This window comes from Rugamonas apoptosis (genome assembly GCF_014042355.1).
Lineage (GTDB): Bacteria > Pseudomonadota > Gammaproteobacteria > Burkholderiales > Burkholderiaceae_D > Rugamonas > Rugamonas apoptosis.
Genome location: NZ_JACEZU010000003.1, coordinates 265,053 through 283,626, shown reverse-complemented (window position 1 = coordinate 283,626; position 18,574 = coordinate 265,053). Strand labels below are relative to the sequence as shown.

General features: G+C 59.2%; 24 protein-coding genes and 2 tRNA genes. 18 read left to right on the top strand and 8 right to left on the bottom strand.

Annotated elements, in window-relative coordinates; genetic code table 11:
• The first annotated feature begins 15 nt into the window (after positions 1-15).
• The 11 genes from H3H39_RS07885 to H3H39_RS07835 all read left to right on the top strand — a co-directional run bounded on the left by H3H39_RS07885 (position 16) and on the right by H3H39_RS07835 (position 5,674).
• The gene (locus H3H39_RS07885; RefSeq protein WP_229217923.1) at positions 16-354 is read left to right on the top strand and encodes a hypothetical protein; all 339 of its coding nucleotides are present in this window, start codon (positions 16-18) and stop codon (positions 352-354) included.
• Positions 354-752 (top strand): hypothetical protein, encoded by a 399-nt coding sequence (locus H3H39_RS07880; protein WP_220461465.1) that lies wholly within the window; start codon positions 354-356, stop codon positions 750-752. The genes H3H39_RS07885 and H3H39_RS07880 overlap by 1 nt, the downstream gene beginning before the upstream one ends.
• Before the next feature lies 1 nt (position 753).
• Positions 754-1,398, top strand: a complete 645-nt coding sequence (locus H3H39_RS07875) for a hypothetical protein (protein ID WP_182152815.1) — start codon at positions 754-756, stop codon at positions 1,396-1,398.
• Positions 1,395-1,724 (top strand): hypothetical protein, encoded by a 330-nt coding sequence (locus H3H39_RS07870; RefSeq protein WP_182152814.1) that lies wholly within the window; start codon positions 1,395-1,397, stop codon positions 1,722-1,724. The genes H3H39_RS07875 and H3H39_RS07870 overlap by 4 nt, the downstream gene beginning before the upstream one ends.
• Positions 1,721-2,488 carry a hypothetical protein gene (locus tag H3H39_RS07865; protein ID WP_182152813.1) on the top strand — a complete coding sequence of 256 codons (768 nt, stop codon included), beginning with the start codon at positions 1,721-1,723 and terminating at the stop codon, positions 2,486-2,488. Before H3H39_RS07870 ends, H3H39_RS07865 begins: the two co-directional genes overlap by 4 nt.
• Before the next feature lie 10 nt (positions 2,489-2,498).
• Positions 2,499-3,563: a S49 family peptidase gene (locus H3H39_RS07860; RefSeq protein ID WP_182152812.1), complete on the top strand. Its 1,065-nt coding sequence runs from the start codon at positions 2,499-2,501 to the stop codon at positions 3,561-3,563.
• A 32-nt stretch (positions 3,564-3,595) separates the two neighbouring features.
• Complete coding sequence (locus H3H39_RS07855; RefSeq protein ID WP_182152811.1) at positions 3,596-3,862, top strand: hypothetical protein; 267 nt, start codon at positions 3,596-3,598, stop codon at positions 3,860-3,862.
• Positions 3,863-3,997: 135 nt separating this feature from the next.
• A complete protein-coding gene (locus H3H39_RS07850; protein WP_182152810.1) occupies positions 3,998-4,318 on the top strand; it encodes a hypothetical protein in 321 nt (106 codons plus the stop codon).
• 187 nt (positions 4,319-4,505) lie between these two features.
• Entirely contained in the window at positions 4,506-4,832 is a 327-nt protein-coding gene (locus H3H39_RS07845) for a P27 family phage terminase small subunit (protein ID WP_182152809.1), read from the top strand.
• A gap of 1 nt (position 4,833) precedes the next feature.
• The gene (locus H3H39_RS07840) at positions 4,834-5,367 is read left to right on the top strand and encodes a hypothetical protein (RefSeq protein ID WP_182152808.1); all 534 of its coding nucleotides are present in this window, start codon (positions 4,834-4,836) and stop codon (positions 5,365-5,367) included.
• A 1-nt stretch (position 5,368) separates the two neighbouring features.
• Positions 5,369-5,674 carry a hypothetical protein gene (locus tag H3H39_RS07835; protein WP_182152807.1) on the top strand — a complete coding sequence of 102 codons (306 nt, stop codon included), beginning with the start codon at positions 5,369-5,371 and terminating at the stop codon, positions 5,672-5,674.
• Between the two features lie 2,146 nt (positions 5,675-7,820).
• On the opposite strand, the gene H3H39_RS07830 is transcribed toward H3H39_RS07835, so the two are convergent.
• The gene (locus H3H39_RS07830; RefSeq protein ID WP_182152806.1) at positions 7,821-8,288 is read right to left on the bottom strand and encodes a hypothetical protein; all 468 of its coding nucleotides are present in this window, start codon (positions 8,286-8,288) and stop codon (positions 7,821-7,823) included.
• A gap of 338 nt (positions 8,289-8,626) precedes the next feature.
• Here H3H39_RS07830 and H3H39_RS07825 point away from each other — a divergent pair, with 338 nt between their 5' ends.
• From H3H39_RS07825 to H3H39_RS07805, 5 genes are all read left to right on the top strand, one after another.
• Positions 8,627-8,935, top strand: coding sequence for a hypothetical protein (locus tag H3H39_RS07825; protein ID WP_182152805.1), 309 nt, complete (start codon positions 8,627-8,629; stop codon positions 8,933-8,935).
• Between the two features lie 200 nt (positions 8,936-9,135).
• Positions 9,136-9,522: a hypothetical protein gene (locus tag H3H39_RS07820; RefSeq protein ID WP_182152804.1), complete on the top strand. Its 387-nt coding sequence runs from the start codon at positions 9,136-9,138 to the stop codon at positions 9,520-9,522.
• Positions 9,519-10,205, top strand: a complete 687-nt coding sequence (locus H3H39_RS07815) for a hypothetical protein (protein ID WP_182152803.1) — start codon at positions 9,519-9,521, stop codon at positions 10,203-10,205. Before H3H39_RS07820 ends, H3H39_RS07815 begins: the two co-directional genes overlap by 4 nt.
• Positions 10,202-10,390, top strand: a complete 189-nt coding sequence (locus H3H39_RS07810; protein ID WP_182152802.1) for a hypothetical protein — start codon at positions 10,202-10,204, stop codon at positions 10,388-10,390. The genes H3H39_RS07815 and H3H39_RS07810 overlap by 4 nt, the downstream gene beginning before the upstream one ends.
• Positions 10,387-10,590 carry a hypothetical protein gene (locus tag H3H39_RS07805; protein ID WP_182152801.1) on the top strand — a complete coding sequence of 68 codons (204 nt, stop codon included), beginning with the start codon at positions 10,387-10,389 and terminating at the stop codon, positions 10,588-10,590. Before H3H39_RS07810 ends, H3H39_RS07805 begins: the two co-directional genes overlap by 4 nt.
• Before the next feature lie 177 nt (positions 10,591-10,767).
• Here the strand turns inward: H3H39_RS07805 and H3H39_RS07800 are convergent, their stop codons facing one another.
• A complete protein-coding gene (locus H3H39_RS07800; RefSeq protein WP_182152800.1) occupies positions 10,768-11,175 on the bottom strand; it encodes a hypothetical protein in 408 nt (135 codons plus the stop codon).
• A gap of 219 nt (positions 11,176-11,394) precedes the next feature.
• On the opposite strand from H3H39_RS07800, the gene H3H39_RS07795 reads away from it, so the two are divergent.
• The gene (locus H3H39_RS07795) at positions 11,395-11,988 is read left to right on the top strand and encodes a hypothetical protein (protein WP_182152799.1); all 594 of its coding nucleotides are present in this window, start codon (positions 11,395-11,397) and stop codon (positions 11,986-11,988) included.
• Positions 11,989-12,708: 720 nt separating this feature from the next.
• Here the strand turns inward: H3H39_RS07795 and H3H39_RS07790 are convergent.
• From H3H39_RS07790 to H3H39_RS07780, 3 genes are all read right to left on the bottom strand, one after another.
• A tRNA-Arg gene (locus H3H39_RS07790) sits at positions 12,709-12,785 on the bottom strand.
• A gap of 77 nt (positions 12,786-12,862) precedes the next feature.
• Positions 12,863-12,939: transfer RNA gene (locus H3H39_RS07785), tRNA-Pro, on the bottom strand.
• A gap of 434 nt (positions 12,940-13,373) precedes the next feature.
• Positions 13,374-13,661 carry a hypothetical protein gene (locus tag H3H39_RS07780; RefSeq protein ID WP_182152798.1) on the bottom strand — a complete coding sequence of 96 codons (288 nt, stop codon included), beginning with the start codon at positions 13,659-13,661 and terminating at the stop codon, positions 13,374-13,376.
• 97 nt (positions 13,662-13,758) lie between these two features.
• On the opposite strand from H3H39_RS07780, the gene H3H39_RS07775 reads away from it, so the two are divergent.
• The gene (locus H3H39_RS07775) at positions 13,759-14,190 is read left to right on the top strand and encodes a hypothetical protein (RefSeq protein WP_182152797.1); all 432 of its coding nucleotides are present in this window, start codon (positions 13,759-13,761) and stop codon (positions 14,188-14,190) included.
• A 125-nt stretch (positions 14,191-14,315) separates the two neighbouring features.
• Here H3H39_RS07775 and glmM read toward each other — a convergent pair whose 3' ends face one another.
• The 3 genes from glmM to ftsH form a co-directional block, all read right to left on the bottom strand.
• Complete coding sequence (glmM, locus tag H3H39_RS07770) at positions 14,316-15,665, bottom strand: phosphoglucosamine mutase (RefSeq protein ID WP_182152796.1); 1,350 nt, start codon at positions 15,663-15,665, stop codon at positions 14,316-14,318.
• A 28-nt stretch (positions 15,666-15,693) separates the two neighbouring features.
• The gene (gene folP, locus H3H39_RS07765) at positions 15,694-16,533 is read right to left on the bottom strand and encodes a dihydropteroate synthase (protein WP_182152795.1); all 840 of its coding nucleotides are present in this window, start codon (positions 16,531-16,533) and stop codon (positions 15,694-15,696) included.
• 88 nt (positions 16,534-16,621) lie between these two features.
• On the bottom strand, positions 16,622-18,502 hold the full coding sequence (gene ftsH, locus H3H39_RS07760; protein WP_182152794.1) for an ATP-dependent zinc metalloprotease FtsH: 1,881 nt from the start codon (positions 18,500-18,502) through the stop codon (positions 16,622-16,624).
• Positions 18,503-18,574 lie beyond the last annotated feature (72 nt).

The following is an 18,574-nucleotide window of genomic DNA, read 5'->3' as shown; positions in this document are numbered from 1 at the left end:
CGGCCTGAAACCCGCATGGTTGCTGGGTTGCGCGGTTGCTGCAACCAGGTTGCATGGTTGCCGTGCGTAGATTTCTGCATCATCAAATCCATGAAAGGAAAGATGATGCAAAACGTTCCGAAACTGCAGATAGCAGCGTCCGTTGCTATTCCACCCGCTTTGGCAGCAGTCGCCCAAGGTCGCGACCACATCAAAACTTCTGAGTTCGCCCATGCTGTCAGCCTGGCCACTCAGACCATCCTGAAGAATCACTGCCTCACTGGCGAATGCTACGGCATCCGCCCCGTCAAACGGGGCAAGTTCTTGTTGTGGCCGGTGGCTGGCATCGCCCAAGTTCTGAACGGCGGTGCATAATGAAGCGCCCACCACAGGACTCAAAAAAGAAAAAGTCAGGGGATGCTGGGGAGCGCCCTGACCTTTTCGGGAATGCTATATCTGAGCCGCATTCTACACCTTCCGCCCGGTTTTTCGGTACCGACAATCCGCGCTACCTGCGCGCTCTGCAAGCACTGCTGACGCGCCCGATGTCCCGTTCCCACCTCGACGAGGTAGCCGGCTGCGCCAACGGTCCCGACTTAGTGCTGAACATCCGTGAGCTGGGCTTGGGCAAGGCCGGACTCGCGTGCACGTTGATCGATGACACCGACCGCGACGGCCGCAAGATCAAGCGTGGCGTTTATAGCCTGACCAACGCCGGCCGTCGCGCTGTCATGGTGTGGCTGCGCATGCGCGACCGGAAGGCGGTCGAATAGTATGGGCATCGACCACGCCAGCAAGCGCAAAAAAGGCGACTCAGGGCGCGACGGCGGCGGCTTCGTCGCGCTCCCTTGGTCAGTGCTTGATAGCCTAGCCTTTCGGTCCCTGTCGCATCCGGCGCGCAGTCTGTTGTGGGAGCTCGGGCGTCAGTTAGGCAAGGACAACAACGGGCGGTTGCTATTGTCCAGCGCCTACTTAGCCAAGCGTGGATGGAATTCGGATGGAGTGATTGACCGCGCGAAGAAAGACCTGCTGGCGAAAGGACTTGTCTTCCAGACTGTGCAGGGCCATCGGCCGAACAAAGCATCATGGTTCGCCGTGACCTGGTACGCGCTCTCTCCAAATCCGGCATATGACCCAGGTGTGAAAGCTGCCTTCATACGTGGCGAATATCGCAATTTCAAGCCAGAAAAAATTGAGCCCCTTACTCCCTCCGAGGGAGTAGGCGAACGGTGCATAGCTCTCTCAGAAGGAGTAGAAGACGTACCGTCTACTCTCGGAGAGAGAGCTATCAAGGCCACTTTTGATTCGGCCTCTACTCTCTCTCAGAGATTCCTTCTAGCTTCACCATGTGCCGGTGAACTTAAATCCGCAGACCAGGGCAATGCCGACTGCGACCACGAACCAGCGGAGGCATCATGAGCCGTCAAACCGCTGCGCTGGTCCTTAACATCCTGGCCGCTGTCGAATCCATGGAAGCGCCGCAGCATGCCCGCTATGCACTCGCCCGCTTCATCACCGAGCAATGCCAGGCGGCCGGCATCAAAGCCGTTGACCGAGCGGCACGTGTCCAGTTCGCGCGACGCTTGCTCGATGCCGGCGAGCCCAGGTCGACCATCCGTGACCGCCTGATGGTGCGCTTCGACATCTGCCGATCCGTCGCCTACAGCGCCATCGAGGCCGCGCTACAACTGTCCGGGAAGCGCGAAAAAAAACGGACGCAAGTGCTCCATGATGGGCTTACTTGAAAACCATTTTCACCCAACCCGACAAAGGAAAAAACATGCTTCGCCACGACACCGAAGAATTCATGCGCAAGGCTCGTGAGTTCGGCCTGATCGAAGAGATGGACCGCGAATTGGAACTGCGCAAAAACGAAGAACGCTTGGCCGTCATCGCTGAACTGGCCTCATTACCAAGCGCCGAACAAGCCGGTCTGCCAGCGTTGACTGAGGCCGCCACCAAGGCCCGCCGTGCGCTCGAACTGGCACAGGAAGCATACATGGCGGCCGACCGTGCGTACAAGGAAAGCTCCATGCAGGTGTACGGTGCGCAGCTGAAATTCGACGGCGCCCGCAACAGCCTGGAACTACGGGCTCGCGAACTGTCGCCGCAATTCATGCGGGACGCGTACGAAGACTTGGCGATTCTCGACGGGCATGTGCAGGGTCAATTCCGTTACGAGCATGAGTCGGTCGCCGACGGTTGGTTCGGTGGACGCCGCACCGTCACCACCAGCAACGGCGACGCGATGTTGGCCTGCCGGACCACCATTGCCGACGCGCAGAAGCGCCTGCTGGCGATGATGTTGGAGTCCGCGCCGTTCGAGGAAAGCCAAGCCGAGACGGAGAGGTTGGTTGAAGCCGCGAAAGCGCAAGCATTCGCGCTGGGTGTTTCGAAGCAGGAATGGACCGAGCGCCGCAAGCCAAAGGACAAGGACGACAAAGTGGAGGCTGCTGCGCACCGCGCCAATGTCCGCCGCTCGAAACAAATCGCCACTCTGACGCCGTGAGGACTTGACCATGAAAAAGCAAATCCTACTCGGCCATCTGGCCAGCCAGGCATGGGCGATGCATCCCGATTATCTGACCAACCTCGCCGCAGTGCTGCAGCGCTGGTCTGCTGGTGAATCGGCTGGCGCCGATGTCATGGCCGATGTACAGGCGGCACAGGAAGCCCGTGCGGCGCGCAAGGCGGCAACGCCGGCCAAGGCCACCGGCAATATCCAGGTGCTGAACCTCTGGGGCGTGATGACTCAGAAGGCCAACCTGGTGAATGAAATCTCCGGTGGCGGCGGCACATCAACACAAGCCTTCACGCAAGCGTTCCGTGACGCGATGGCCGATCCCTCAGTGGCCGGCATCCTCATCGACTGTGACAGCCCGGGCGGCTCCGTCACCGGCACGCCCGAACTGGCGGCCGAGGTTATGAAGGCGCGCGGCGTCAAGCCCGTGTATGCGTTTGTGAACGGCCTGGCCGCATCGGCATGCTACTGGGTGGCCAGCTCCTGCGAGGCCATCTACTCGACGCCCAGCGGCAGCGCCGGCAGCATCGGCGTGTACTGCACCCACACCGACGCCAGTAAGGCGATGGAAAAGGCTGGGCTCGCGCAGGAGTTCATCAGCGCCGGCAAGTACAAGACCGAGGGCAATTCAAACGGCCCGCTGAATCCCGAAGGTCGCGCCCACATCCAAGGCCAAATTGACAGCTTCTACAACGCGTTCACGGGCGACGTAGCGCGCGGGCGCGGCACCACGACGGCTGCAGTCAAGGCCGGTTATGGTCAAGGGCGTTGCCTGCTGGCTGACGAGGCATTGAAGGCTGGCCTGATCGATGGCGTTTGCACCTTCGACCAGGCAATCGCCAAGTTGGGCGCGCGCATCAAGGGCGGCACCAGTCCAGCAGCACGGCGCACGGCCGGCCCGACGACAGCAGCACAAGCCGCAGCGCGCCAGCGGCAAGTAGAGATTGCCGCCCTGACCGGCCAATCGCCCACCACCAGCAGCACCAGCAGGGCAGCTAACAGCGAGCAGGTCCGGGCCCGCATTGCGGCCCGCTGGCGCCAGATCGAAATCGCATCGAAATGACCGCCAGCCCAACCAACTGAAAGGACCACAACATGACAACCCTCGTATCCGGCGCACTGCTCGACGGCGCCCTGACCGGCCAGCTCAACACCGTCAACCACGTGAAGAACATGACGGTGTGCACGTCATCGGCTTTGGTCGGCACCGTCAGCATCAACGGCAACGGCCTGGCTTTCACCAGCACCGGCGGCCTGAACGGCGTGCAGAGCGTGGCGGCCGACGTCTGGGGGCCGGCGTTCTTCACACTGAGCAACGCCGCCGATGTCGGCAAGGTGCAGGTGACCTGGACGCTGCCATAAGCGCACGTTGACCCGGCCGATGCGGCATTAAAAGCCTGAATCGGTGGCGAGAAAATGGCGAACGATTCCGCATATCGCCTTTAGGTACAGTAACCCATGATTATTGATAGTCATCAGAGATCAGCGAGGAACGGCATGGCAACACAACAACCCGCAGCGCCGCACAACGGTAGCGACCACAACCCGAGTCCAGCGTGCCTGCTGCTGCAATGTGCGGAAGTCTGTTACCGGGCAACCCTGGCGACCGATCCGGCAAGCATCGTCCGCGCGCAATACATCATGGATGACATTCTTGCTGCTGCCCGCGCCGGCGGATTCGCACAGGGCGACATCCTGGCCACACTGCTTGCCCGCAACGAGGTGACGGCACGTGTGAGACAGATGGCCGAGGCCGCGACCGCAGCCGCCGGTGAGTCTGCCTTGCGGGGCATCGTCGCCAAGTACCAGACGCGCTAGAAGCGCCTATGACGCTCGCCGGTCTGGATTGCTGCCGTGATGGGACTGCCTCTCTGATCGTGGCATGGCGGCCCGGATGGGCGGTGCCAGAGGCATTCAGACAGGGGTAGGGGGATGTAAATCCCTAGGGAGTCGTCCGGCGAAAACCGTTGCCTTAAGTTTTTTTTTATTTATCGAAGGATTTGCTTTGAAAAATTCCATTCACGCCGCACCGAAAGGACTGTCCGCGCTGGCAAAAGCCTGGTGGAACAAGCTGACCGACGAATACGGAATTGACGACCAGGCCGGATTGCTCCTGCTTGAAACGGCAATGCGCGCAATGGACCGCATGACCGAAGCAGCGGCACTCATTACTCAGCACGGCATCGTCACCGAAGACCGTTTTGGCCAACTACGGCCGAACCCGGCGACCACCATCGAGCGCGACTCGCGCGCCGCAATGATCAGCGCCTTGAAAGCCCTGAATCTCGACCTGGAGCCAATCGGCAAGCCGGGCCGGCAACCTGGGAAATGACATGCCGACGAACCGAAAACGCACCGTGCGTGGCCGTCGTGGGCCGCCTATCGATCCCGATCAATGGGCATATCTGACTGACCAGGAGCCTAAGAACAAATTCGTTAGGTTAATCCGACGTGACAAAATGTGGCTTGATCTGTGGACCCAGCACAAAGACGCCATCCTTGCCGAATGGGTGACGAAGCATCCAGGCACCCGGCCCAGCTTTTGGTGGAAGTACGACGCGCCATGCGAGCTATTCCCCAACGAGGATGATCCTGACGGCGAACCGTGGCCGGCGCCGTGCCCACGCCTGCAGGTTGGTGGCTCGCCCGTTGAACCGGAGCCGTTCTACTGCGCCAGCAATTTCGGCATTCCCGCCTCTAATCTGGACGACGATGACCCAGCCCTTCTCGCTGACCCGCCAGTGTGGGAGAGCCAGGCCGCATACCTGAAACGCCACGGGCTGCTTTTCCCTGGTGAGGCGAAGCTATTGAAACCGCAGGCCGAGCCGGCGAACCGCGCCCGCCGGCCGGCCACCAAACGGAGCTGACATGAGCCACGAACGCGAACTAGTTCACGCTGTCCTGCAGTGGCATACCGCCCACGCACGCCGCATGGCCATCGGCGCCGAGAAACGCCGCTTGGAGAAGCAGCTCAAAGCCGAAGGCTTGTCGATATTTTCGCCGGCCTACACTCAGCAGGGAAACGCTGCGCGCCAGTTGACGGAGCTCAAGCGCAAGGAGTTGGCTGCCTTGCGCGCCTTGGCCAAGGCCTGCGCGAAGCAGCGCGGCCACTTGGATTCTGCAGACGTCATCGACCTGGACGGTACGGCGGTGCTACTGCCGACCACCGGCTGAGTTCCGGCGCGGCGCGCCGCTTCCGATGACGTCCAGCGACTGGACGGCACCGATAGTTTGTCCGGTCGCTCGGCTTAAACTTCAGCCCAGCAGCACTTGCCCAAAATTTTGGGTCAGCACTCACCTAAAATCTCAGGCCAGCAATACTCGCCGAAAAATTCCGACCAGCACGCCAGCCGGCGTATAGCCGTACCGTCTAAAAACTCTTTGTGGTTGGTGCCTACAAGGTATCATTGTTAAAGTACAAACCGGCAAACCGATTCGCCAAAACGGGGAAAGCCATGCAAACGGATAGACCAGTGCCACCGGATTGGATGCCCGCCAATGGACATCCCGCTTTTTACCGCATTTCTGGGCACCTATGGGCTCGCGGCCTATGGCGGGATCAATATTCCTACGCTGTCGCGCATGCTGCCATGGCATGCACATACTATGCGCGCAAAGCATTGGAGGCGACACCACCAGAAGAAATTGAAGAGTTTCGAGACACTGCACTTGAATTATTGGACGAAGTTGGGTGGTTACCGGCCCGGCGTTCCCACTTGATCCTAGTCAGCGCTGACGGCTATGACATCGAACTTCTCGAACTCTGCCGGTCGCTGAGCGATTAAGCAGAAGTTCTCCGGTCGGTGCCGTACGTCGGCGGTAAATTCGGCCTTGCCCCGTCCCGATTTAGGACACCCCGTCCCGATTTGGGACTAGCTGGGCGCCGTCCTGCGACAGGCACTGGCTGGCCTGGACTTCTCCTGAAATTCTAGGAGATTGCCCCCAGTGCCGCGCGGGCCTGAATTTCTAGGAACGTGCCGGCGCCGTGCCATCACCACTCACATCGGATGTGACCCCTCCTGAAATTCAAGGAGGCCGTCCGGATCTTGCCCCCAGAAGGTTCCCGCGCAACCGGGAATCATCACCAAGGACCAGAACGGAACTTGCCCTTGGTGCTTACCGAAGCAGGAAATCCGACATCGCCTCGAAGTGGGAAAATCCCACTTTGCCCCAGGTATGGGAAATCCCATATCGACGCCGACGCGTCAGCCACGCGTGCCTGACGCGTGCCGCACGCGTCAAAGCAGCCCACTGCCAGCCATCACTGCTTTGCAACCCTCTTTAAGAGGGGCGCAGATTTGCGGGTGACATTTAGTCCCTCGCAAATACCGGTTTCCCCGGTATTTGGCTGGCACCTTCTCAATACCAGATATTCTGGTAAATAGCTGGCCTAGTCCTACATGTGTGATTTTCCCGTATGTACACGGGCCCGGGCGCGAGTGAACATCGGTAATCCGCAAATCGGCGTGTGACTATCCGTCACGGGCAAGCCCGGTCCAGCGGCCTGGCGCCGCCGTTGGTCAGCGCGGCTTTGCGAGTAGTTATTAACGACGTGCAAACATGAGGGCGTGCTACTGTACAGCGCCTAATAACCGTCTCGGCAAAATATCCGAGACGGTCCTAAGGTAATTTCGCTGAGGACGCGCGAGGCTTCGCGAGCGCTCACCGCCAGCAGTTTGAAGGGGGTGCCGTTCTTGCACCTCCTTGCCGGCGCGCGCTGTCGATGATGGGGTAGCGCTTCACGACCCCACAGCCAACGCGTGGACGGCGCCGGTGGCAACGGGGCCAAAGGGTATAACGAAACGCTACCCCCTTGCGAACGCTATTCCTGTCCTGTCCGCATCTTGTCCGCACTGCCAGCGGACACAATGCGGACGCGCGCGGTGACGTTACGGTGACGCTGCAGTGACGTCACAGGTAACGCCGGGGTAACGCTAGAGGTAACGCTCGGAGCGTTAGTAGCTGAAAACCCAGCCGGTTCCAGCTGGGTTCCAGCGAGCGTTGAACGCTTGTTGCGGGGCTGGGCTCGAAAACCCCTTTTGAGGGGCTTCGAAGGGGCTTGCGACAGGTGGGGATTAAATGCAGGAATTTTGCTTTAGTGGTGAGCTCGACCGTCGGCTCACAATTGAGCGAGCTTTGGCGAGGCGCGCAGCAGCCACCCAACGCTAGGGGGTAGGGGGTGAAAATCTCTACAGCCGCCAGCTTTAAAAACCGGCTGCTCAGAGTTTTTTTTGCGCGTGCAGGATAGAAAAATCGTTTTTTGAGGAGATGACCGCGAGTACCATCTGAAGGGATAGAAGAACGTTGACCGTGCTCGGTTTCAGTTCTCGGCTACAAGGGCCGGATGCGCATCGTCCACGCAGTGCCCGTTCCAGTACACCTCCTCGAATGGAGTTACGCGATGCAGCGATTGTGCGGCTGCACGATCAGATGAACTTGATTCGTCCATCTGCACGATGTGCGTGTCGAAGGTCTCGGTATTTTTATAATCCGTACTGACCGAGACAAACCGGGTGCCACCCGTGAAGCCGCCAAAGCTGTTTTTCCCATCAACAATCCCACACATCGCAATTTCCACATCGCCTGACGCCGCTACTTTTCGCACGAAGTAAGATGAACGAATAACCATCGAATCTGGGTCTTTCATTCGCGCCCTGAGCGTCTTAATGGTATTGTCCTCGGCCCAACCCGCAGGCCCTACTGCCTTGTTCCGCACATAAAACCCAGCGACCAACAGTACAGGCACCAAGAGAACGACGATGGCAAGCCACTTTAGAAATTTCATCATGCGCCCTTTCTAGCGTTCCAGACATTCTATAAACATCAGCACCGAGAAATCTCTCAAAATATCACCGCAACTTCTGCTTGACGCGGCGCCAGTTGCAGGACTATTCTTAATCATCCCCGAGAAAGAGGGGAACGGGTTTGGAAGCCCGAATGCATAGGCGGACGACCGCCAATAGGCGGTATTTTTTCGTCCGTACCACGTCGTGCCTTCAATGAGCGGCGGTGGTGGGGAGGCTCACGCCTGCCGGTACCCTGTGCGCCGGTCTTCCAACCTTGTCATCGCTGCTCACCCCGTTTGGAAGCGGGTTGAGCGGTTCATCAACCGCACAGGAGGCCATTATGGTCAATAGCACCCTCACGCCCGGCGCCAGCGCCGCGCCAGCCTTACTCCCACCCGCAGTACTCCAAGCGACACCGGCCGCGACCGTCGAACAGCTTTTCCAAGCCGCATTCAGCGTCCCGCGCGACCCACGCAGCACCTCCTACAAGAACGGCGTCCGTGCCGCGCTGGCGTTCCGCATCGAGGGCCGCCGTATCGCGCGCCTGTATGACCCGGCATCTGCCGAGGACGATGCATTTTATGCTGGCGTAGCGGAAGGCCATGCGCTCTGGCGCCGCGCCCAGGCCGAATCCCTCACGACCAAATAGGCACCTGCACCTGTTCATCGAAATTAGGAAGGTCCCAACTGCGCTCGAACTGGGCCCTTCCTGCAGATGAAGCTGGTAGGTAATCTGGCCGCCTGCAAACACGCAGTCAACTGTGGTTTATCCCGCAGTAGAAATGTCCCACCACCAGGCATCCCCGCACTGGCTGGGCCCGTATGTCCTGAACTTTTTGGAGAGATACCATGATGAATCAATTCAGCAACGCAGATGCAATTGCAGGTACAACGGTTCAACCGCTGACGCAGCACAAAAACTCGCTGGAGGATAATTACATGTCTTTCTGGGAGTCGACGATCCAGCAAAACAAAGAAGCATCACCGAACGCTGGGCTGTTGATGGAACGCCTTAATCGAATTCAGCAGCTTTGCGCAGGCATGGGCGTCGTGATGCGCATCGTCGGGGGCAATCCCGTGCTCGAAGACTGCTATAACCCTGAAGACGCCTCCGAGCCCCCGCTCAGCAACACCGCGATCAGCGCTCTGACTAACATGGTGGCCACGGTGTGCGAAGGCATCAGCGAGGATATCGCATTGACCGCCGACAAACTGAACGAACAGGTGCGAGCATGAGCGCCCGTACCACCGCAGCAGTGGCTAAAAAGGTGGTAGCCCATACCGTCGCCAGTATGAGTTCGTCCGCGCTGAGCCAAGCAGCGGCATGGAACGACAACGAAGCCGATTTGCGCAACGTCTCCAGTTTGATGGCGTGGCGTGACAGCTGCCGCGACGAAGTTCGCGACGTTCTGGAAGGCAGCGCCCTCAACCATAGCGAGCGCGAAAAACTTCTGGCCGCCTGGGTGACTACCTTCGACGGCGAGGTGTACGGTGTTAGTGATGCGGCCGATGATATCGAATGCGCGATTGAGACGGCGAACGACCTGTTGCGGCTCGCACTTGACCGACTGCCTGGTGTGGCCGACAGCGGCGCAAACGCCGCCATTCGGGGTGCAAAGCGCTTCATCGACGACATCGGCGCCATTGCCCGGCAGTTGCACGCCACCGGCGGCGCGGCGAACTCCACGCCCAACAACATCGGCGTTGACCGTAACGGCTGGATGCCTGTGGCGACCGGCGCCACACCCGATAGCAACCGCGATGTTCTCGTCTGGAACACTGCAGAGCAACAGCCCACTGCAGCCTTCTACTGCACGGATGAGAACTGCTGGTTCTCGAAATATGATGGTCTCCGCTTGGGCAACGACGTTGTCACGCACTGGCAAGAAATTCAGGCTCCCGAAGGAGTCACAAAATGAAGACCGTTCAACCACCGCCGCCAGCACAAACGCTCACCGTCTACGAGCAGCGTCTGTTGAGCGCCTATCGCAGGATGGACGCTGAGAGCAAACTGGACTTGCAAGCCATCGCCGATTGTTATGCGCGGGAGTACCCGCATCGCCACGCCCCTGTGCTTCGGCTTCTGATTGGAGGTGCGAAATGAAGACCATCACGCCGCCATCTGAGCAGCCACTCACCTATGCGGAGAGGCGCTGGCTAGATGCCTTCCGGAGGATGGATGACGAATGCCAACGCGACAATTTGGTATGCATGGAGGGCATGGCCAGCGAGTTCCCGCGCCGTATCACGCCGGCGCTGCGCCTTGTGACGGGGGAGCACCGTGACCGCCAGGACAAATCCTGACGCGGCCGATAGCGGCAAGCGAGTCACCCGGCATTCGTCTGGCGGCGCTCGATGGTAAGTTGATGCCGGCGCAACGCGGTACCTGAACGAGCGCACCGAGGAACCGAGCCCAGCCGAGCGCTGGGCATTTTGCTTTCTTGGCGCTTCGTTGGCGTCAGCCGACAAAACCAACTGAATTTAAGGCTTCAACCCATTTACAGCGACAATTGCTCCAGCACAAAAAGCCAGCAGGCTGCCGACGAAGCAGGCAACCGAGATGTTCAGCGGCCAACTGTGTTGGCCATCGCGAAGTCTCTTTATCGATTCGTTGTAGAGCGCCATTTGGGTCACATACGAAAACGCGATTGCGAAACCGTTTAGGCCAAGCCCAGCCACGAAGAGGAGCATGGCTATCTGCATGGGCCCTGGGAGCATCGCATTGCGCAGTTTGTCGATGGTCGCGATCATGCCAGCCGCAGCTCCGCCGTTGAGCAAGGCCGTGTACTTGAATCCTTCCACCGAAATCGAAATCATAGATTTGTAAGTTTCTATGCGATGGGCGTGATGCGATTGGAGTTCCGCTTTGTCGTGCTCCGTCATTTCCATCAATGTCTCCTAGTTCATAAAATGATCTTGCCGTGCTGTATGCCCCCGCGAAGAGCGGCGTCACCTTGCATTCAACCGCCAAATCATCGCCTATGGCGCTAATCGCAAACAGCAGTGACCGCCCGGAGGGCTGGGAGCCGCAGCGCGCCAATATCCTGAAGGTGGTAAAAAAGTAACCTCATGGTAATATTCTCATGAGGAAATAGATATGGGAATCGCATGCAATATATCCGAAACGCATTTGAAATCGTGTTGATGCTCATCGCGCTTGTGATAATTTGCTTCTTTCTTGCGTACGCTTGGCCTGACGCTAAATATGGTCTTGCCGCGTGGGTTCAGGCTGTTGGGTCGATTACAGCGATCCTCGGTGCATTCACCATTGCAAGAATGCAAACACAGAGGGAGCGAGAGGCACAACAAGAGCGACGAAATGATCTTCGCGCAAATCGCATATTGCTCGCAGTCATGCATGGGCTTCATGTTCGCAAAATTCTTAACGAATTTGAGGTTGCATTGAGCAAAAAGACAATGCTTAATGGAGCTTTCGAGTATCAGGAACACCGCCTTGCCATTGCCCTTCGTGGGCTGGAGTCAATTTCATTCGAAGACTTGCATGAGGGAGACGCACACTGTATCGCGCGGACCGTCATAATGGTCTCAGATCTTTACTCCGGAATGATTTCCAAGACTGGCGCTCACACGAAGGAATCGCTTCGCGAGACAGTGAATAAATTCAATACAGCAATCATTAACGAAATGGCTATTCTCGCCCGTACCTACGAAGCGGTCACAGGAAGGCCACCAGTGCCTTGACCTGTTGGCGGACGGCCCGATATCAACGAAGCAGGTAAAGGCGGATGCGGCTGGCGCCGGGTACGCGTGGCGCACGATTGAGCGGGCAAAGCGCGAATAAACAATGCCCCGTTCGCCCCCCCTTCGTCTGAGTCGATAAGCCGCTCTGGTGCGCAAAAATCTCGGTGTGATCAAGCAGCGCGAAGTTTTCAAACAGCAATAAATTAGGCTATCCTCATGCCCTTTGCGAAGAGGATTGATAGCACCAGCCCGACAGAAAAACAGGCGTATGCCAAGAAAAAAAACGGAGCGATGCGAGGATATCTTTTCTTTACGTGATGGTGCCCATGCGCGAGATTGATGAGCAGTAAAATTAGGCCAACAGCAAAAATAAAATAGCCCAAGCACTCTGTTGCGATCCGATTTTGTGCTCGCATAGCGCGCTCATTGAAGAGGTAGCCCCCGCCTATCGTGACGGCCGTAGACTGTATCGACCTAGAAACATTATCAAAAATACCTTTCACGTTCGACGGTGAGTCAAGGAAATCTTTGATAGTAGGTCGCTCCGCAAACAGAGCCTTTTTTACTGTTGCATGGAGTGCGCGCGGGTAATAGCAAAATATTTTGATCAGCAAATTTGGTAGCACGAGCTTCCTTGGCTTCAAAACCTACATGGTGCCTACATGGAAATTTCAGGCACAAAAAAAGGACTTTAGATTTACCCTAAGCCCTTGATTTTATTGGCCTGCCCAGCAGGAATCGAACCTGCGACCCTCAGCTTAGAAGGCTGATGCTCTATCCAACTGAGCTATGGGCAGTGCGATGTGAAGTGCGCACGCGAACGCATGCGGAAATGAAAAACGGGCTGTCATCGACAACCCGTCTTATTTGTTCTTGGTCGGAGTACAAGGATTCGAACCTTGGACCCCCTGGTCCCAAACCAGGTGCGCTACCGGGCTGCGCTACACTCCGATGACGACATCATAACCGTAGTGGCCATTTTCGTCAATGTTCGAGCTCAGTTATCGATTTGTCAGCGCCTTGCCAGCGGCCGCCCTCGTTTCAGGCCCGTCCAGAAATGACGACCTTCTTCGCCCTATTCCGAGCCGGTTTTATAAGCCGGACACCGCACAATGTGTCATATATTTTATGCAGCACCTACCCATAAACGATAGAAATATATTTAGTTACATTTTTTTCGTTTAATAGCAGAATGACTATCAATCGAAAATTCTTGCGCTGCGTGGTGCCGTCCACGAGACGATACCAGACTATATCTCCGCGCACCCGCCGGAGCTGCAGCAGGGGACGAATGGGCAATACTGCCAGAGAACAGTTATAACGCTTCTCTCAGTAATACAAATGACCGCCCATCGCCAATCAGGTTCGCGCCATGCGTGCCTTGTTCAGCCGGCCATTCTCATCGCGCCGGCAGGGTTCTTCTCCATCTCGGATGGTTTGAGCGACATCGTTGCTTTTGCTTCAGCAGTTACGCTGCGCTGGTTCGTCCCTGCCTTGCGGGGGCGGATGGAGCTGGCGGGATTACGGTTGGCCGTCCGTTTCCCGCCAGCTCGGCGCACAACCAGATTTATATTCAGTCCAGAGCGCGAATATAAATAAACAGCATGACCGGAATATTCAGTCACAGGTATTGAAATGATACGGCCACGGAACTTCTCACGCGAAATGTGCATGATGAAGTTTATATCACACAGCAAGACCGCCAATATCAACCGATCAAATCACCGAACTGACAGCGATACTGTTTAATAAGAAAGGATGGTGAAAATCATGAAAAAGCTTATTCTCGCCTCACTATTAAGTGTGGCATCCCTGGCCGCATTCAGCCAAACCGTCACCCCGGGTGAAACCGTCACCGTGCCCGGCCACGCGCTGCGCATCGACGCGCCCACCCATGTGCGCCACATGAGCCAGGACGAGTTCTATCCCTACAAAGCCACGTATGAACTGGCCAATGGCCAGGAGTTGACGCTGACCGCCCGCGGCACCAAGATGTTTGCTGAAGTCAATGATCAAGGCAAGCACCAGATCGTGGCCACCAGTAGCAATTCGTTCACGGCGCTGGACCAGCAACTGCAAATGACGATCGAGCTGCTGCCGAACGATAACGTCGCGGGTGAGCTGCTGATGGTGGTGCCGGAAAGGACCATGTCCGACGGCACTGTGATCCCGGCCCAGACCATGGCGTTGGCCGTACGCTGATCGAGCGCCGGCCAGGCCGGCGGGTCGTGTCTGGCCAGCCGGCGTCGCCCGCCCGATCCCCTCCGGGCGCCCGGGCGAGGCGGCGGCCCGTGCCTGACGGCCGGACCGCCGCGCCCTCCCTTGCCTCAGGCCGCCAGCTGGCTGTCGACCTTGTCGGCGATGCGTTGCGCCATGGCGGCCGCGTCGGTCGCGCTGCGCGCTTCCACCATCACGCGTATCAGCGGTTCCGTGCCCGAAGCGCGGATCAGCACGCGCCCGCTGTCGCCCAGTTCGCGTTCCACCAGTTCCTTTTCATGCACCATGGCCGCGTTGCGGGTCCAGTCGAAGCCAGGCGCCACGCGCACGTTGACCAGCGTTTGCGGGAACAGCACCAGCTCCTGCGCGCACTGCTCCAGCGACTTGCCACTGCGCACCAGCGCCGACAGCACTTGCAGCGACGAAATGATGCCGTCGCCCGTGGTGTGCTTGTCCAGGCACAGCAAGTGGCCCGAGCCTTCGCCGCCCAGGATCCAGCCTTTTTCCTGCATCACTTCCAGCACGTAACGGTCGCCCACCTTGGCACGCGCGAAGCCGATGTTCTTTTCCTTGAACGCCACTTCCAGCGCCATATTGGTCATCAAGGTGCCCACCGCACCCGGCACGGGGCCGGTGGCCAGGCGATCCATCACCATCACGTACAGCAGCTCGTCGCCGTTGTACAGGCGGCCCGTGGCGTCGCACATGATGAGGCGGTCGGCGTCGCCATCGAGCGCGATGCCGAGGTCGGCGCCATGGGCCCGCACGGCGGCCGACATGGCGTCCGGCGCCGTGGCGCCGTGGCCGGCGTTGATGTTGAAACCATCGGGCTTGTTGCCAATGGCGATCACTTCCGCGCCCAGCTCATGGAACACGTGGGGCGCGATGTTGTAGGCGGCGCCATGGGCGCAATCGACCACGATCTTCAGCGCGCGCAAGTCCAGCTCATTGGGGAAGGTGCTCTTGCAAAATTCGACGTAGCGGCCCTGGGCGTCGTCCAGGCGCTTGGCGCGGCCCAGCTTTTCGGACGGCACGCAATCCATCGGCAAGTCCAGCGCCGCTTCGATTTCCAGTTCCACCGCGTCCGGCAGCTTGGTGCCCTGGTCGGAGAAGAACTTGATGCCATTATCCTGGAACGGGTTGTGCGAGGCGGAAATGACGACGCCGGCCTGCAAGCGCAGCGCCCGCGTCAAATAGGCGATGGCGGGGGTCGGCATGGGGCCGGCCAGCATCACATCCACGCCGGCGGCCGAGAAGCCCGCCTCCAGCGCCGCTTCCAGCATGTAGCCGGAAATGCGCGTGTCCTTGCCGATCAACACGGTCGGCTTGTTGCCGCCCGAGCGGGCCTTGGCCAGCACCTTGCCGGCCGCGTAGCCCAGGCGCATGACAAAGTCCGGCGTGATGGGCGCCACGCCCACCAGTCCACGTACACCATCGGTACCAAAATATTTGCGTGCCATTTTGTTCTCTTCCTGATAGAAAATTCGTTTATTGTGCCGCCTGCCACACCTTGAGGGCATCGACGGTCTCCGCCACATCATGCACCCGCACGATCAGCGCACCCTGCGCTACCGCAGCGAGCGCGCCCGCCAGGCTGCCGGCCAGGCGCTGCTCAACGGGCTTGCCCGTCACGGCCCCGATCATGGACTTGCGCGACAGCCCCGCCAGCAGCGGCAGCCCCAGCTGTTCAATCAACTGGCCGGTGGCCTTGAGCAAAGCGTAATTATGCGCGACCGTCTTGCCAAAACCAAAACCCGGATCGATGCACAGGCGGCGCGGGTCGATGCCGGCCGCCGTCAGCGCCGCCACCCGCTCGCGCAGGAACGCCGTCACTTCAGCCACCACGTCGCCATAGTCGGGCTGCAACTGCATCGTATCGGGCGTGCTCTGCATGTGCATGATACACAGCGCACAGTCACTGTCGCGCACGGCTTCAATGGCACCCGGGGCCCGGAAGCCGTTGATGTCGTTGATCATGTCGACGCCAGCGATGATGGCTTCGCGCATTACCTGCGGCTTGTAGGTGTCCACCGAGATGGCCGGACCGCTGTCGCGCAGCGCATACAGCACCGGCATCACGCGTTGCAACTCCTGCTCCAGCGGCAGCGCCGGCGCGCCGGGGCGGCTCGATTCGCCGCCCACGTCGATGATGTCCACGCCCTGCCCGATCAACTGCTCGGCGTGCGACACGGCGAATTCCAGCGACTGGTAATGGCCGCCATCGGAGAAGGAATCGGGGGTGACGTTGAGAATGCCCATCACGCGCGGGCGATAGCCCTGGCCCGCCAGCGGAAAATTGAAACGGCCGAACTGAAGTTGTTGTCGCATTGAAACGTATGTTGTTGGGCGCCGGGGCGCAGAATGAAAAAGGGCGAGGATCGCTCCTCACCCTTTACTGGTCATCGGCCTGGAAAGATCAGGCCGGCGCGGTCACGCTGGGGGTCACGCCGGGGCCGCCATCGCTGGGATGCTTGCGGATGGTCACGCCCGCTTTCGGCGGACGGGGTTCCTGGCCCGCCATGATGTCGTTGATCTGGTCAGCGTCGATGGTTTCCCACTCCATCAGGGCCTTGGTCATCATTTCCACCTGCTCGCGGTGCTCCTCCAGCAGCTTGCGGGCCAGCGAATACTGGGTGTCGAGGATGCTGCGGATTTCCGCGTCCACTTTTTGCTGGGTGGCTTCGGAAATGGTCTTGGAGGCGCCGCCGAAGAAGCCATCGTTCTGGCTATCCTCGTACACCATCACGCCCATGCTGTCGGACATACCGAAGCGGGTCACCATGGAACGGGCCAGCTTGGTGGCGCGGGCGAAGTCGTTGGAGGCGCCGGTCGACATCTGGCCGACGAAGATCTCCTCGGCGATACGGCCGCCGAACAGGATCGAGATTTCCTCCAGCATCTTGTCCTTGTAGCCGGACAGGTTGTCGTGTTCAGGCAACTGCCAGGTCAGGCCCAGGGCCCAGCCGCGCGGCATGATGGTGACCTTGTGCACGGGGTCGGCCTTGGGCAGCAGCTTGGCCACGACGGCGTGGCCGGACTCGTGGTAAGCCGTGTTGCGGCGCTCTTCCTCGCGGATGATCATGGACTTGCGTTCCGGACCCATGAAGATCTTGTCCTTGGCGTCCTCGAAATCGATCATGTCCACCAGGCGCTTGCTGCGGCGGGCCGCGAACAGGGCCGCCTCGTTGACCAGGTTGGCCAGGTCGGCGCCGGAGAAGCCAGGCGTGCCGCGGGCCAGGATGTCGGCCTTGACGTCGGTGCCGATCGGCACTTTGCGCATGTGCACATTGAGGATCTGCTCACGGCCGCGGATGTCGGGCAAGCCCACGGACACCTGGCGGTCGAAACGGCCCGGGCGCAGCAGCGCCTTGTCGAGCACGTCGGCGCGGTTGGTGGCGGCCACCACGATCACGCCGGAGCTCGCTTCAAAGCCGTCCATTTCCACCAGCAACTGGTTCAGCGTCTGTTCGCGCTCGTCGTTACCGCCGCCCATGCCGGCGCCACGGTGACGGCCCACGGCGTCGATCTCGTCGATGAAGATGATGCAAGGCGAATGTTTCTTGGCGTTTTCGAACATGTCGCGCACGCGGGACGCGCCCACGCCGACGAACATTTCCACGAAGTCGGAACCGGAAATCGAGAAGAACGGCACTTTGGCTTCGCCGGCGATGGCGCGCGCCAGCAGCGTCTTACCGGTGCCGGGAGGACCGACCATCAGCACGCCACGGGGAATACGGCCACCCAGTTTCTGGAATTTGGTGGGGTCTTTCAGGAAATCGACGATCTCGTTGACTTCCTCTTTCGCCTCGTCGCAGCCGGCCACGTCGGCGAAGGTGACGGTGTTGTTGGTTTCATCCATCATGCGCGCCTTCGACTTGCCGAAGGAGAACGCGCCCCCCTTGCCGCCGCCTTGCATCTGGCGCATGAAGAAAATCCACACGCCGATCAGCAGCACCATGGGGAACCAGGAGACGAACATTTGCTGCAGGAAACCAGGCTCCTCGGGCGGCTTCACGTCGAAGCGCACGCCGTTGTCGCGCAGGTCGCCGATCAAGCCCCGGTCCAGGAAGGTGGCGCTGGTGCGCACCTTGCTGTCATCGACGCGGGTGGCCGTGATGGTGCCGCCCTCGATCAGCACTTCCTTGATGCGTTTCGCTTTTACTTCATCCAACAAGTCGGAATAGGCGATGGCCTTGCTGCCACCGGTCATGCCATGGTTGTCGAATTGCTTGAACAGCATGAATAAGAGCAGCGCAACGACTACCCAAATGGCCGATTTGGAAAACATGTTATTCACGAAAACTCCTTGGATGCGGGGCGCATCTTTTACCAATAGCTAGAAACCCGATTTTACTCGCAATAAGCAGGC